The 12,292-nt window shown below is 70.4% G+C and carries 13 protein-coding genes and 2 tRNA genes; 5 read left to right on the top strand and 10 right to left on the bottom strand.

The genetic code is table 11. From position 1 onward, the window contains the following. Nucleotides 1–25: 25 nt before the first annotated feature. The 3 genes from OG254_RS32270 (at nucleotide 26) to OG254_RS32280 (ending at nucleotide 2,685) form a co-directional block, all read left to right on the top strand. Nucleotides 26–99 (top strand) — tRNA-Met (locus OG254_RS32270). A 228-nt stretch (nucleotides 100–327) separates the two neighbouring features. Next, on the top strand, nucleotides 328–2,268 hold the full coding sequence (locus OG254_RS32275; protein WP_405588718.1) for a tetratricopeptide repeat protein: 1,941 nt from the start codon (nucleotides 328–330) through the stop codon (nucleotides 2,266–2,268). A 343-nt stretch (nucleotides 2,269–2,611) separates the two neighbouring features. Beyond that, nucleotides 2,612–2,685 (top strand) — tRNA-Met (locus tag OG254_RS32280). A gap of 60 nt (nucleotides 2,686–2,745) precedes the next feature. On the opposite strand, the gene OG254_RS32285 is transcribed toward OG254_RS32280, so the two are convergent. The 4 genes from OG254_RS32285 to OG254_RS32300 form a co-directional block, all read right to left on the bottom strand. Further along, nucleotides 2,746–3,894 (bottom strand): ABC transporter substrate-binding protein, encoded by a 1,149-nt coding sequence (locus OG254_RS32285; protein WP_405588721.1) that lies wholly within the window; start codon nucleotides 3,892–3,894, stop codon nucleotides 2,746–2,748. After that, nucleotides 3,891–4,754: an ABC transporter permease gene (locus tag OG254_RS32290; protein ID WP_405588723.1), complete on the bottom strand. Its 864-nt coding sequence runs from the start codon at nucleotides 4,752–4,754 to the stop codon at nucleotides 3,891–3,893. The genes OG254_RS32285 and OG254_RS32290 overlap by 4 nt, the downstream gene beginning before the upstream one ends. After that, nucleotides 4,751–5,545: an ABC transporter ATP-binding protein gene (locus tag OG254_RS32295; RefSeq protein WP_405588725.1), complete on the bottom strand. Its 795-nt coding sequence runs from the start codon at nucleotides 5,543–5,545 to the stop codon at nucleotides 4,751–4,753. The genes OG254_RS32290 and OG254_RS32295 overlap by 4 nt, the downstream gene beginning before the upstream one ends. 169 nt (nucleotides 5,546–5,714) lie before the next feature. After that, complete coding sequence (locus OG254_RS32300; protein ID WP_147993611.1) at nucleotides 5,715–6,131, bottom strand: Fur family transcriptional regulator; 417 nt, start codon at nucleotides 6,129–6,131, stop codon at nucleotides 5,715–5,717. A gap of 151 nt (nucleotides 6,132–6,282) precedes the next feature. Here OG254_RS32300 and OG254_RS32305 point away from each other — a divergent pair, with 151 nt between their 5' ends. Further along, nucleotides 6,283–7,737 carry a catalase gene (locus OG254_RS32305; RefSeq protein WP_405588728.1) on the top strand — a complete coding sequence of 485 codons (1,455 nt, stop codon included), beginning with the start codon at nucleotides 6,283–6,285 and terminating at the stop codon, nucleotides 7,735–7,737. Between the two features lie 71 nt (nucleotides 7,738–7,808). Here the strand turns inward: OG254_RS32305 and OG254_RS32310 are convergent, their stop codons facing one another. From OG254_RS32310 to hisN, 4 genes are all read right to left on the bottom strand, one after another. Next, nucleotides 7,809–8,201 carry a cyclic nucleotide-binding/CBS domain-containing protein gene (locus OG254_RS32310; RefSeq protein WP_147993613.1) on the bottom strand — a complete coding sequence of 131 codons (393 nt, stop codon included), beginning with the start codon at nucleotides 8,199–8,201 and terminating at the stop codon, nucleotides 7,809–7,811. Between the two features lie 129 nt (nucleotides 8,202–8,330). After that, entirely contained in the window at nucleotides 8,331–8,552 is a 222-nt protein-coding gene (locus OG254_RS32315) for a helix-turn-helix domain-containing protein (protein ID WP_405588731.1), read from the bottom strand. Next, nucleotides 8,552–9,043 (bottom strand): DUF2975 domain-containing protein, encoded by a 492-nt coding sequence (locus OG254_RS32320; RefSeq protein ID WP_405588733.1) that lies wholly within the window; start codon nucleotides 9,041–9,043, stop codon nucleotides 8,552–8,554. Before OG254_RS32320 ends, OG254_RS32315 begins: the two co-directional genes overlap by 1 nt. 119 nt (nucleotides 9,044–9,162) lie before the next feature. After that, entirely contained in the window at nucleotides 9,163–9,963 is an 801-nt protein-coding gene (gene hisN / locus OG254_RS32325; RefSeq protein ID WP_147993616.1) for a histidinol-phosphatase, read from the bottom strand. A gap of 235 nt (nucleotides 9,964–10,198) precedes the next feature. On the opposite strand from hisN, the gene OG254_RS32330 reads away from it, so the two are divergent. Then, the gene (locus tag OG254_RS32330) at nucleotides 10,199–10,807 is read left to right on the top strand and encodes a TetR/AcrR family transcriptional regulator (protein WP_405595303.1); all 609 of its coding nucleotides are present in this window, start codon (nucleotides 10,199–10,201) and stop codon (nucleotides 10,805–10,807) included. A gap of 20 nt (nucleotides 10,808–10,827) precedes the next feature. Here the strand turns inward: OG254_RS32330 and OG254_RS32335 are convergent, their stop codons facing one another. Continuing rightward, nucleotides 10,828–11,151, bottom strand: a complete 324-nt coding sequence (locus OG254_RS32335) for a multidrug efflux SMR transporter (RefSeq protein ID WP_351192206.1) — start codon at nucleotides 11,149–11,151, stop codon at nucleotides 10,828–10,830. 122 nt (nucleotides 11,152–11,273) lie between these two features. Beyond that, nucleotides 11,274–12,284, bottom strand: coding sequence for a ribosome small subunit-dependent GTPase A (rsgA, locus tag OG254_RS32340; RefSeq protein ID WP_405588737.1), 1,011 nt, complete (start codon nucleotides 12,282–12,284; stop codon nucleotides 11,274–11,276). Nucleotides 12,285–12,292: the final 8 nt, after the last annotated feature.

Here is a 12,292-nt window from a genome sequence, read left to right on the forward strand (position 1 = left end):
CCGTGATACGGTTGCAGAACAACGGCGCGGGGTGGAGCAGCTCGGTAGCTCGCTGGGCTCATAACCCAGAGGTCGCAGGTTCAAATCCTGTCCCCGCTACTGAAGTCGGCGAATATTTCGTACGACAGCGAAGGCCCGGATCCTCCAGAGGATCCGGGCCTTCGGCGTGTGCGAACGCATGTGCCGCAGGGCAGGACGGTCGTGCCGCCGTGGGGAGTTGAGGGAACTGTGTTTGACTTGTCTCTCTGTGGGCATGTCGACAAAACGCTGAAGTGACCTCACTGGCTGCGGTATACCAGGTGTACCCAGGTTGCAGGTGGTGCGACGATGGACGTTATGGGGGACAAGGCAACTCTGTTGGAGACAGGGCGGTTTGTGCAGCCTGCCGACTTTGTGCAGCCGACGGGCGATTTCGTGCACCCCGGGAACGACGCCTCGCAGCCGACGGACGGCTCCTTGCAGCCGGTGGGTGAGCTCATGCAGCCGGAGGGTGACTTCGCCCTCGGCCGGCCCGCGGACCAGGACGAGACCGGGGAGGCCGCCGAGGAGGCACGGCAGCGGCTCGCCGCCGAGACCGGTGACGTCGAGGCGATGAGCGTCCTCGGGGCCATGCTGCTGCGCCGCGGAGACCTCGACGGAGCCGAGGCCCATCTGCGTGCCGCCACCGCCGCCGGTGACCGGGCGGCCGCGAACAACCTGGGTGTCCTTCTGCATCAGCGCGGGTACGCCGACGAGGCCGCCGGATGGTGGCGGATCGCCGCCGTCGCCGGGTCGGCCGCCGCCGCGCACGCGCTGGGACGTCATCACCGCGAGCGGGGCGACGAGCCCGCCGCCGAGTACTGGCTGCGGCAGTCCGCCGAGCAGGGGCACACGCTGGGCGCGTACGCGCTCGCCGATCTCATGGAGCACCGCAGCGACGACCGGGCCGAGCAGTGGATGCGGGCCGCGGCCGAGCGCGGGCACCGGGAGGCGGCGTACCGGCTGGCGCGCGCGCTCGACCGGCATGCGGTGGGCGCGGGGGAGGACGGAGCCGACAACGGTGTCGCGCCGGACGAGGCGCTGCTGGAGGAGGCCGAGCAGTGGTACCGGCAGGCCGCCGCGCGCGGGCACCGCAGGGCCGCGCTGCACCTCGGCGCGATCCTGGAGAAGCGCGGGGAGCTGAAGGAGGCCGGGCGCTGGTATCTGACCTCCGCCAAGGACGGGGAGGCGCGGGCCGCCTGTGCGCTCGGGTTCCTGCTGCGGGACGCCGGGGACAGCGAGAGCGCCGCCGTGTGGTGGCTGCGGGCCGCGCAGGACGGTGACGGCAACGCCGCGAACGCGCTGGGCGCGCTGCACGCCGAGCGCGGTCAGACGCAGACCGCCGAGCGGTGGTACCGGGCCGCGATGGACGCAGGCGATGTGAACGGCGCGTACAACCTCGGGCTGCTCTGCGCCGAGCAGGCGCGTACCGCGCAGGCCGAGCAGTGGTACCGGCGTGCGGCGTACGCCGGGCACCGCGAGGCGGCGAACGCGCTGGCGATCCTGCTGCTCCAGGGCGGGGACACGTCGGGCGCCGAGCCGTGGTTCTCCAAGGCCGCGGAGGCGGGCAGCGTGGACGCCGCGTTCAACCTCGGGATCCTGCACGCCGGGCGGGGCGAGGAGCGGGCCGCGCTGCGGTGGTACGAGCGTGCCGCGGCCGCCGGGCACACGGAGGCGGCGCTCCAGGTCGGGATCGCGCGGCTGCGGGACGGGGACGAGCGGGCGGCGGAGCGGCATCTGCGGTGTGCGGCCGGGGGTGGCAGCGCGGAGGCCGCGTACCGGCTGGCGACCGTGCTGGACGCTCGGCGGCCGCCGGAGCCCGCGCATGAGCTCGGGGAGCCGGCGCACGAGAAGACCGAGTGCGAGGAGTGGTACGAGCGGGCGGCCTCCCAGGGGCATCGGCGGGCGCAGGTGCGGGTCGGGATGCTGGCCGCGGCCCGGGGGGACGTGGTGGAGGCGGCTCGGTGGTACCGGACGGCTGCCGAGGCGGGGTCCCGAAACGGCGCCTTCAATCTGGGGCTGCTGCTGGCCCGGGAGGGGAGTGAGCCCGAGGCGGCGGTGTGGTGGACGCGGGCGGCTGACGCCGGGCATGGGCGGTCGGCTTTGCGGCTCGCCCTGGTCTACGCGCGTCGCGGTGAGCTTGCGGAAGGGCAGCGGTGGGCTGATCGGGCGGTGAGTCTGGGGCCGGCGGAGGTTACGGAGCGGGCTGCGCGGTTGCGGGACGCTCTGCGGGAGGAACTGTCGGCGTGACGGTGCGCTGAGGGGGGGCGCCGGGTTCCTCGCCCCCGCCGCCCCTACCCGTCCCTCCCCCAAGCTCTCGGCTTCGCTCGAGCAGGGGGGACCCCCATCCAGGGGCTCTGCCCCTTCGACCCCGGCCGGTATCTGGGGGCTGCCGCCCCCCAGGCCCCCGCCTCGCACCTGAACGGGCCTTGTCCTCAAACTCCCCCAAGCTCTTCGAGCAGGGGGGACCCCCAGACGGGCTGAAGGATGCCGGCCGGCGCCGAGAGGCGAAGCCCCCACAGCGGGGAAGGATGGCTGCCGGACAAGCGATTTGCCTCTGTCCGCGTCCTTGACGTAATGTTCAGTTCACCGACGCGGGGTGGAGCAGCTCGGTAGCTCGCTGGGCTCATAACCCAGAGGTCGCAGGTTCAAATCCTGTCCCCGCTACTGAAGGCCTAGGGCCGGGATCCGAAAGGGTCCCGGCCCTAGGTGTTTTTCGGGTGCGTGTCAGGGCTGGTGGCCCACTGCCTCCTCGTACAGGGTGCGGTTTGTCGTTCGGGACTCCGGTAGCGGGCTTCCCTCTGCCGCGCCCTGGGTCTCGTAGGCCGACTGGAGGCGCGTCGTCGTGCCGGAGCGGATTTCCCAGTCCATGGTCAGGGACGGGGTGGATTTGAGGATCGGCTCCTCCGCCTTCAGGAGTTTGGCGAGGTAGGTGACGAAGGTCGCATCTTGCTTGTAGTCCGACGCGAAGTACGTGTTTAGGGTGCGGATGTAGGCCCTCAGGAGGGCCACCCCCGCGTCCACGTCGTCCTGGAGGAGCGCGGGGCCGTAGAGCATGCCGCCCAGGGGTTCGCCCCGCGGTTGGCCGCCCAGGAAGGCGTACCCCTGCTCGCCGTCCACCTTGCGCCAGACCGGGTCCAGGAGCCACGCGGAGTCGACGCCGCCGTTCTGGAGGGCCGTGAGGACGTCGGCGGAGCCCAGTTGCTGGTACTGGATGTCGGCGAGGCCGCCGCCGTGTTTCTCCAGTGCCTTCTCCATGGGGTACGCGATGACCGAACCCTTCCCGATCATCGTGCCCAGCTTGCGGCCGGCCATCGTCACGCGGTTCGCGGTCTCGCCGTCGTTGAGACGCACCCACAGACCGCTCTTCGAGCGCGCGGCCGGTGAGAAGTTCCCCGCGACCCACTTGATGTCGAAGCCGCCCTTGATGCCGTTCATGACGGCCGCTTCCGGGGCCGCCCACAGCGCGTCGATGTCGCCCTTCGCAAGGAGCGGGAGCGCGTCCGGTGTCGGCAGGACCTTCAGCGTGACGTCCAGGCCCTCCTTCTTGAACTCCCCCTTGTCGAGCGCCACTTGCAGCGGGGCCACGTACTCCGCGCTCAGCGTGCCCGTCGCGATCGTCAGTTCGCGGGGCTCGGAAAGGGGCTGTGGGGAAGGGGCCCCGGGCAGGCAGCGGGCCGGTGTGCGGGTCGGGGAGAGGTCCTTCGGGTCCGTCCAGGCCTTCGCGCCACAGCCCTCGACCGGGCGGATCGTGCGGTCGCCGGCGGCTGCCTTCGACGAGGAGTCCGACTCGTACGGCGATGAGCACGCCGCCGATGCCAGCAGTGCCGCCGCGGCGATCGCGACGCCGTACGCCTGGCGTGTTCCCCTGCTCATGACTGGCCCCTTCCTCGGTCCCTCGGCGCCCAGGGCGTGAGCAGGCGTCCGGCGAAGCGGATCAACTCGGAGAAGAGCACCCCGAGGATGGCCACGCAGACGATGCCGACGAACATGACGTCGTTCTGGAACAGCGCGCGCGAGTCGAAGATCAGATGGCCCAGGCCGTTCGTCGCGGCGATCTGCTCCGACGCGACGATGACCAGCACCGCCACGCCCGCCGCGATGCGCGCGCCCACCAGGACGGAGGGAAGTGACGCGGGAAGCAGCACGTGGCGGAACATTTGCCACCGCGAGGCGCCGAAGACCTGGCCCGCGTCACGGTGGCCGGACGGGATGGACATGACCGCGGACATGGTCGAGATCCACACGAAGAAGAAGACCGTCGCCGCCACCAGGGCCACCTGCGGGCCCTCGCCCAGGCCGAACATGTTCAGGAAGATGGGGAGAAGGGCCAGTTTCGGTACGACGTACAGCGCGTCCAGCAGTGGCTCCAGTGCCGCTCGTACCAGCGACAGGGAGCCCATCAGCAGGCCCAGGGCGTAGCCCGCCGCCGTGCCGGCCGCGTAGCCCGCCAGGACCCGCTTCAGGGTTGCCCATACGTCCGGCCACAGGTCGCCGGCCGCCGCCCGGTCCCAGCCGTCGGCCAGGATCGTGGACGGGGCCGGGTAGACGCGGTCGTCGATCCAGGCCTGGGTCGCGGCCAGTTGCCAGAGCAGGAGGAGGCAGAGGGGCACGGCGAGGGCCAGGGACACCTCCAGTGCGCGCCTGCGGCGGTGGGCGCGTGCGGGGTGGAGTTCCCGGGCGCCCGGGCGGCGGACCAGGACCGACTCGGCGGGCGGCTTCGTGAGGGTCGTCATGCCGGGACGGCCTCCTTCCGCAGCAGGTCCCACAGCTCGCTCTTCAGGGCGGTGAACTCGGGGGTGGCGCGGATGTCGCCGGTGCGGGGGCGCGGGAAGGGCGGGCGGTGCTCGGCGATGATCCGGCCGGGGCGGGCGGACATGACCAGGACCCGGTCGCCGAGGACGATGGCCTCCTCCAGGCTGTGGGTGATGAAGAGCGTGGTCGTCCGGAGCGACTGGGTGAGGTCCAGGAGTTCGTCCTGGAGGATCGTGCGCAGCTGGGCGTCGAGCGCCGCGAAGGGCTCGTCCATCAGCAGGATCTCGGGCTCCACGGCCAGGGCGCGGGCGATCGCCACTCGCTGACGCATCCCGCCGGAGAGGGTGGCGGGGTAGGCGTCCGCGAAGTCCGACAGGCCCATGCGGGCCAGCCAGTCGTCGGCGCGGGCGTTCGCCGCGCGGCGCGGGACACGCTGGATGTCCAGACCGAAGCGGACGTTGGCGCGAACGGACTTCCAGTCGTAGATGCCGTAGTCCTGGAAGATCATGGCGGCCGGGCGGCTGCCGGCCGTACGGATCTCCAGGGTGCCGGTGCTCGGGCGGAGCAGGCCCGCGGCGATGCGCAGCAGCGTCGACTTGCCGCAGCCGGAGGGGCCGACGACACAGACGAACTCGCCGGGGGCGACGGTCAGATCGAGGGGGCCGAGGGCGTCGACCGTGTGGGGGGTTCGGCCGAAGGCCCGGGTGAGGTCACGGGCCTTGAGTTTGGGGCTCGGTGGATTCGGCTGATTCTGCGGATACGGCTCTCCCACTTCTGTCTCCTCGCGGAGTGCGGAACGGACGTGTGGGTGACGCATGGGGGGCGTGATCGACCATATGCCGGTCGACCATATGACGGTCCGTCAGATTCGGGAACCCCGCCCGTAGCAGGGCAGCACAAAGCCCCGGCACTCACCCGTGCCGGGGCTCAAGAGGTGGCCGTCAGGCCTTCGCGCAGTTCGGGCAGATGCCGCGGTACGTGACCTCGACGTCCGAGACCGTGAAGCCGAAGCGCTCGGTGTCGGGGAGGTCGGCCATCGGGTTGCCCGTCGGGTGGACGTCCCGGATCGAGCCGCACTGGGCGCACACCAGGTGGTGGTGGGGCCGGTGGGCGTTCGGGTCGTACCGCTTCGCGCGCTTGTCGGTCGAGACCTCGAGCACCTCACCGAGGGTGACCAGCTCGCCCAGCGTGTTGTAGACGGTCGCGCGGGAGATCTCCGGCAGCTTGGCCACGGCCCGCGCGTGCACCTCGTCGGCCGTCAGATGGACGTGATCGCCGGCGAGGACCTCGGCCACGACGCGCCGCTGCGCGGTCATCCGCCATCCGCGTCCGCGCAGCCGTTCCAGAAGGTCGCTCATGAGGACACCTTAACAGCAGGAGGACCAGGTTCCGAATGGATGTGACTTTAGAGCTCGGCTTGACTTGGACAAAGTCCAGTATAGGATCGAGCTCTGCTCTGGCCGATGGACAGGAGTGGCCGGAGTTGCTCGTACAACGCAGGAGGCGCACGTGACCCAGGGACCGCTCACGACGGAGGCCGGTGCTCCGGTCGCCGACAACCAGAACAGCGAGACCGCGGGCATCGGGGGTCCGGTCCTCGTCCAGGACCAGCTCCTGCTGGAGAAGCTCGCCCACTTCAACCGGGAGCGCATCCCGGAGCGCGTGGTGCATGCGCGCGGCGCCGGGGCCTACGGCACCTTCACGGTGACCGCCGATGTCACGCCGTACACGCGCGCCGCCTTCCTCTCCGAGGTCGGCAAGCAGACGGAGACGTTCCTGCGCTTCTCGACGGTGGCCGGCAATCTCGGCGCCGCCGACGCCGTGCGCGATCCGCGCGGCTGGGCGCTGAAGTTCTACACCGAGGAGGGCAACTACGACCTCGTCGGCAACAACACCCCGGTGTTCTTCATCAAGGACGCCATCAAGTTCCCGGACTTCATCCACACCCAGAAGCGCGACCCGTACTCGGGGAGCCAGGAGGCCGACAACGTCTGGGACTTCTGGAGCCTGTCGCCCGAGTCCACGCACCAGGTGACCTGGCTGTTCGGCGACCGCGGCATCCCGGCGTCGTACCGCCACATGAACGGTTACGGCTCGCACACCTACCAGTGGAACAACGAGGCCGGCGAGGTCTTCTGGGTCAAGTACCACTTCAAGACCGACCAGGGGATCAGGAACCTCACCCAGGACGAGGCGGGCCGGCTCGCCGGCGAGGACCCCGACTCGCACCAGCGCGACCTGCGCCAGGCCATCGAGCGCGGGGAGTTCCCGAGCTGGACCGTGCAGGTGCAGATCATGCCGGCGGCGGACGCGGCGACGTACCGCTTCAACCCGTTCGACCTCACCAAGGTGTGGCCGCACGAGGACTACCCGCCGATCGAGATCGGCAGGCTGGAGCTCAACCGCAACCCGCGCAACGTCTTCGCCGAGGTCGAGCAGAGCATTTTCAGCCCCGCGCATTTCGTGCCGGGTATCGGTCCGTCGCCCGACAAGATGCTCCAGGGCCGCCTCTTCGCCTACGGCGACGCCCACCGCTACCGCGTCGGCATCAACGCCGACCACCTGCCGGTGAACCGCCCGCACGCCACCGAGGCGCGCACCAACTCCCGTGACGGCTTCCTGTACGACGGCCGGCACGGCGGCGCGAAGAACTACGAGCCGAACAGCTTCGGCGGCCCGGCCCAGACGGACCGCCCGCTGTGGCAGCCGTTCGCGGGCTTCATCGCCGGCACGGGCAACCACGAGGCCCCCGCGCACGCGGACGACAACGACTTCGTGCAGGCCGGCAACCTCTACCGGCTGATGTCCGAGGACGAGAAGGAGCGCCTGATCGCCAATCTGGCGGGCGCCATCGCCCCGGTCTCGCGCGAGGACATCGTCGAGCGGGCCGTCGACAACTTCCGCAGGGCGGACGACGACTTCGGTAAGCGGCTGGAGGCCGCGGTCCAGGCTTTGCGCGGCTGATCACCAGCACTGGACCGCTTGCCGTGGCGGACGGGCCGGGTTCCTTCGGGGACCCGGCCCGTCGTGCGTGGTCAGGCCGGTACGTGCTGTCGTACGGGTGCCCAGCAGCGGATGATGTCGCGGACCGAGACGATGCCGACGGGCTCGCCGCGGTCCAGGACGATCAGATGCCGGAAGCCGCCGTGTGCCATGGCGCGGGCCGCCTCCTCCAGGGTCCATGCCGGGGCGGCGAACACGACGTCGGTGGTGGTGTGGTCATGGGCGCGTTCGGTGTCCGGGCTCTGTCCGAGACCGACGGAGACGAGGATGTCGCGTTCGGTGAGGATGCCGATACCTCCCGCGTCGGGGTCGTGGACCACGGCCGCGCCGACCCTGCGGGTGGACATCAGCGCGGCGGCCTGGCGAAGGGTGTGGGTGGGGCCGATGGTGAGGACCACGGTGCTCATGGCGTCACGTACGAGCATGGATGGAGCCACCTCCTGAAGTGCCCCCGCACCGTTTGTTCATCGATTCACAAATTCACAAGTGGGGGGACTCTCAGAGTGACAGGTAAAGAGCGGGTCAACAAGGGGGCGCTCAGTGGCGTTCGCGCGTCATCCGCTCGCGGCGTCCTCGGCCTCCCAGCGCAGCAGGTCGCCCGGCTGGCACTTGAGTACGTCGCAGAGCGCGGCGAGCGTCGCGAAGCGCACCGCCTTGGCGCGGCCGTTCTTGAGCACCGCCAGGTTGGCGGGCGTGATCCCGACGCGGTCCGCGAGGTCGCCCACGGACATCTTCCGCCGGGCCAGCATCACGTCGATGTCGACGACGATCGGCATCAGATCACCTCGTCCAACTCGGCCTGCATCTGCGCCGCTTCGACGTCGCGCGCGACGGCCTGGGTGAGCAGCATCCGCAGTACGAGCACGATGAGCGCGACCCCCAGGATGGCCAGGCCGATCCCGCCCATGATGACGGTGACGCCCGGGTCGTCCCGCTGGCCCGGCGCATTGAGGGCCGTGACCGTGAACCACAGGAGGGCGGCCGCCACGATCGCGCCGATCACGGCGTCCACGTACCGGAAGGCGGCATGGGAGAACACGGTTCCGCGTCGCACCATCGTCACCAGCCGCCACACGCTGACCAGGGCGACCTGGGCCGACACCATGCCCAAGATCACGATCACGCGCAGCGGGGTCAGCGGGAGCGACCCGTCCTCCGGGTCGCTGCCGCTGAGCAACACCCACACCATCAACACCTGTACGAGCGCGGTGCCGGCGAGCACCACGACGAGCACGGCGCGAAGCGCACGCACTGCCAGTTTTCCCATGCCTCGTCCTTCCATCGAGCTGCGATGGAAATCTATCGAGTTTCGATAGATGAGGCAAGGTGTGCCTTCGAGGGCGGCCCGGGAATGAGGGAAACGTTCAGGTCGAGCCCTGAGCGCCGTCAGTACCGTTCGTTGAGGTACCCGAGGAACTCGTCGTGCAGGATGCCGTTCGACGCGGCGGCGTTGCCGCTATGCGGGCCGGGGCGGCCGTCGAGCCCGGTGAAGGTGCCGCCCGCCTCCGTCACGATGATCGCGTTGGCCGCCATGTCCCACAGGGACAGCTCGGGCTCGGCGCAGATGTCCACCGAACCCTCGGCGACCATCATGTACGGCCAGAAGTCGCCGTACGCGCGCGTGCGCCACACCTCGCGCGTGAGGTCGAGGAAGCCGCCGAGCCGCCCCTGCTCCTCCCAGCCGCTCAGCGAGGAGTACGCGAACGAGGCGTCCGTCAGCTTCGAGACCTGGGAGACCCGCAGCCGGGACGCGGAGGAGAGGCTGCGGCCCGCGAAGGCGCCGTGGCCCTTGGCCGCCCACCAGCGCCGCCCGAGCGCGGGAGCGGAGACGAGCCCGACCACCGGCTGGTACCCGCCCTCCACGGCCTCCATCAGGGAGATGAGGGTGGCCCAGACGGGGACGCCGCGTACGTAGTTCTTGGTGCCGTCGATCGGATCGATGACCCAGCGGCGGGGCCCGGTGCCCTCGACGCCGTACTCCTCGCCGAGGATCGCGTCTCTCGGGCGGGCCCGCTGAAGCTGGCCCCGGATGAGTTCCTCGGCGCCCTTGTCCGCCTCGCTCACGGGGGTCATGTCCGGCTTGGTCTCGACCTTGAGGTCGAGGGCCTTGAATCGGTCCATGGTGGTGGCGTCGGCGGCGTCCGCGAGGACGTGGGCGAGGCGGAGATCGTCCAGGTAGTCCGGCATGGAACGAACGGTATCTGCCGTGGTCGGGCTGGGGCTACTAGGCCCGGGGCGGTTGGGCCGGTTGCGCACGGTTGGCGGCCGCTTTGTCGTGCACACCGCAGCCGACCCCGCCGGAACCGCCCGAGACCCGCGCACCCCGGGCAATTGGCGCCCCCGCACGCCTTCGCGAACCCTTGACAGTGACGCTGTGCGCGTCAAATCTGGGCGCACAGCCGCTCCTCCCCGGGAGGCGATGATGCCTGCAGCGCGGGAATCCCTGCTGGACGCCGCTTACACGGCGCTGGCGCGCCGGCCGTGGTCCGCCGTGCGGATGGTGGACGTGGCCTCGGCGGCCGGAGTGTCCCGGCAGACGTTGTACAACGAGTTCGGCAGCAAGGAAGGCCTGGCCCGCGCGCTCGTCCGCAGAGAGGCCGACGGCTACCTCGCCGGCATCGACCGCGCCCTCGCCACCCCCAGCGACGCCCGCGACCGCCTCACCGCCACCGCGGAGTGGACCGCCGGCCTCGCCCGCGACAACGCCCTGGTGCGGGCCATGCTCACCGGCTGCTGGAGCGAGCGCCTGCCCTCGCCGACCCTGTCCGCCGTCCCGTCCTCCTCCGCGGTCCCGGCGCAGCGCCGCGCCGACGGCCCGCTGCCGTCACCCGGCGACTTCGTGGCGATGGTGCGCGACCGGGCCGTGTCCGTCCTGACCGGCCCCGCCAACAGCAAGTCCGACACCGGCGACCTCTCCCGGTCCTGCGAACTCGTCGTCAGACTTGCCCTGTCCTGCGTCGCCGCCCCACCCGGCGAAGGAGGTGTCGCCGACCTCGTACGCAGCACGCTGTACCGGCAGTTGCCCGGCTGACGCCGCGAAACGGGCCCGGCTCAGTGCGACGAGCCGGAAAGCTGCAGCCCGATGACGCCGACCACGACCAGAGAGATCGACATGATCTTCAACGTGGACACGATGTCCCCGAGGAAGACCATCCCGTAGATCGCCGTACCCGCCGCCCCGATCCCCGTCCACACCGCGTACGCCGGACCCACGTCCAGCTTGCGCAGCGACAGCGTCAGCAACCCGAAGCTGCCGAGGGCGAAGATGCAGAAGGCGACGGTCGGCCAGAGCCGGGTGAACCCGTGCGACAGCTTCAGACAGACGGCGAAGCCGGTTTCGAGCAGCCCCGCCACGATGACCAGCAGCCACGCCATGTGCTGTCCTCCCGTATCCCCACGTACTGTGACCGCTTCGTCAGGCTTGGATCCGGCTCGGTGCGATTATGCCTTTACCGGACTCACAGGAAGACAAACAACGCGAAGGTCAATCGCCTTCCTCAGTCGCCTTCCGTGCGCTCACGCGTGGACAGCAACCGTCGCAGCGAGTAGAGCCGCGCCGGGTCGGCGTGCCCCTGCGCGACCCAGTCATCCAGCGCGCAGTCCGGTTCGTCATGACTGCACGCACGCGGACAGCCCTCGGTTCCCGGTTGCAGGTCGGGAAACGCGTTGATCACACGCGAGGGATCGATGTGTGCCAGGCCGAACGACCGCAGACCAGGGGTGTCGATCACCCAGCCGTCCATCTTCGGCAACGGCAGCGCCAGCGCCGACGTCGTCGTGTGCCGACCACGTCCCGTCACCGCGTTCACATGCCCCGTCGAACGCCGGCGATCCTGCGCCACCAGCGCGTTCACCAGCGTCGTCTTGCCGACACCCGAGTGCCCGACGAACGCCGTGACCCGGCCGTCCAGTTGCTCGCGCACCCGGTCCGCGGCGCCCCCGGTCTCCAGCTCCTCCCGGCTGGTGACGACATGCGGGATGTCCAACGCCCCGTACAGCTCCAGGAGTTCGTCCGGCGGTGCCAGGTCCGACTTGGTCAGCACCAGCAGGGGTTCGAGCCCTCCGTCGAACGCCGCCACCAGGCAGCGGTCGATCAGCCGGGGCCGTGGCTCGGGGTCGGCGAGGGCGGTGACGATGGCGAGTTGGTCGGCGTTGGCCACGACCACGCGCTCGAAGGGATCGTCGTCGTCGGCCGTCCGCCGCAGCACGGAGGTCCGCTCCTCGATCCGCACGATCCGCGCGAGGGTGTCCTTCTTGCCGGACATGTCGCCGACCAGCGCCACCCGGTCCCCGACCACCGCTGCTTTGCGGCCCAGTTCGCGGGCCTTCATGGCCATCACGATCCGGTCGTCCACGAGGACGGTCAGCCGCCCCCGGTCGACGGTGAGGACCATGCCCTCAGCGGCGTCCTCGTGCTTGGGCCGGATGTTCGTACGGGGCCGGGTGTTGCGGCGGCCGGGACGCGTGCGGATGTCGTCCTCGTCGGTGTGCTTGCCGTAGCGGCGCATGGCGGTGT

This window comes from Streptomyces sp. NBC_01092 (assembly GCF_045039535.1).
GTDB lineage: Bacteria > Actinomycetota > Actinomycetes > Streptomycetales > Streptomycetaceae > Streptomyces.

Bases quoted from the DNA above. Each gene is read 5' to 3' on its own strand.
- OG254_RS32275 (WP_405588718.1), top strand. From the start codon at position 328: ATGGACGTTATGGGGGACAAGGCAACTCTGTTGGAGACAGGGCGGTTT.
- OG254_RS32285 (WP_405588721.1), bottom strand. From the start codon at position 3,894: ATGAGCAGGGGAACACGCCAGGCGTACGGCGTCGCGATCGCCGCGGCG.
- OG254_RS32290 (WP_405588723.1), bottom strand. From the start codon at position 4,754: ATGACGACCCTCACGAAGCCGCCCGCCGAGTCGGTCCTGGTCCGCCGC.
- OG254_RS32300 (WP_147993611.1), bottom strand. From the start codon at position 6,131: ATGAGCGACCTTCTGGAACGGCTGCGCGGACGCGGATGGCGGATGACC.
- OG254_RS32310 (WP_147993613.1), bottom strand. From the start codon at position 8,201: ATGCTCGTACGTGACGCCATGAGCACCGTGGTCCTCACCATCGGCCCC.
- OG254_RS32315 (WP_405588731.1), bottom strand. From the start codon at position 8,552: ATGCCGATCGTCGTCGACATCGACGTGATGCTGGCCCGGCGGAAGATG.
- OG254_RS32320 (WP_405588733.1), bottom strand. From the start codon at position 9,043: ATGGGAAAACTGGCAGTGCGTGCGCTTCGCGCCGTGCTCGTCGTGGTG.
- hisN (WP_147993616.1), bottom strand. From the start codon at position 9,963: ATGCCGGACTACCTGGACGATCTCCGCCTCGCCCACGTCCTCGCGGAC.
- OG254_RS32330 (WP_405595303.1), top strand. From the start codon at position 10,199: ATGCCTGCAGCGCGGGAATCCCTGCTGGACGCCGCTTACACGGCGCTG.
- OG254_RS32335 (WP_351192206.1), bottom strand. From the start codon at position 11,151: ATGGCGTGGCTGCTGGTCATCGTGGCGGGGCTGCTCGAAACCGGCTTC.
- rsgA (WP_405588737.1), bottom strand. From the start codon at position 12,284: ATGCGCCGCTACGGCAAGCACACCGACGAGGACGACATCCGCACGCGT.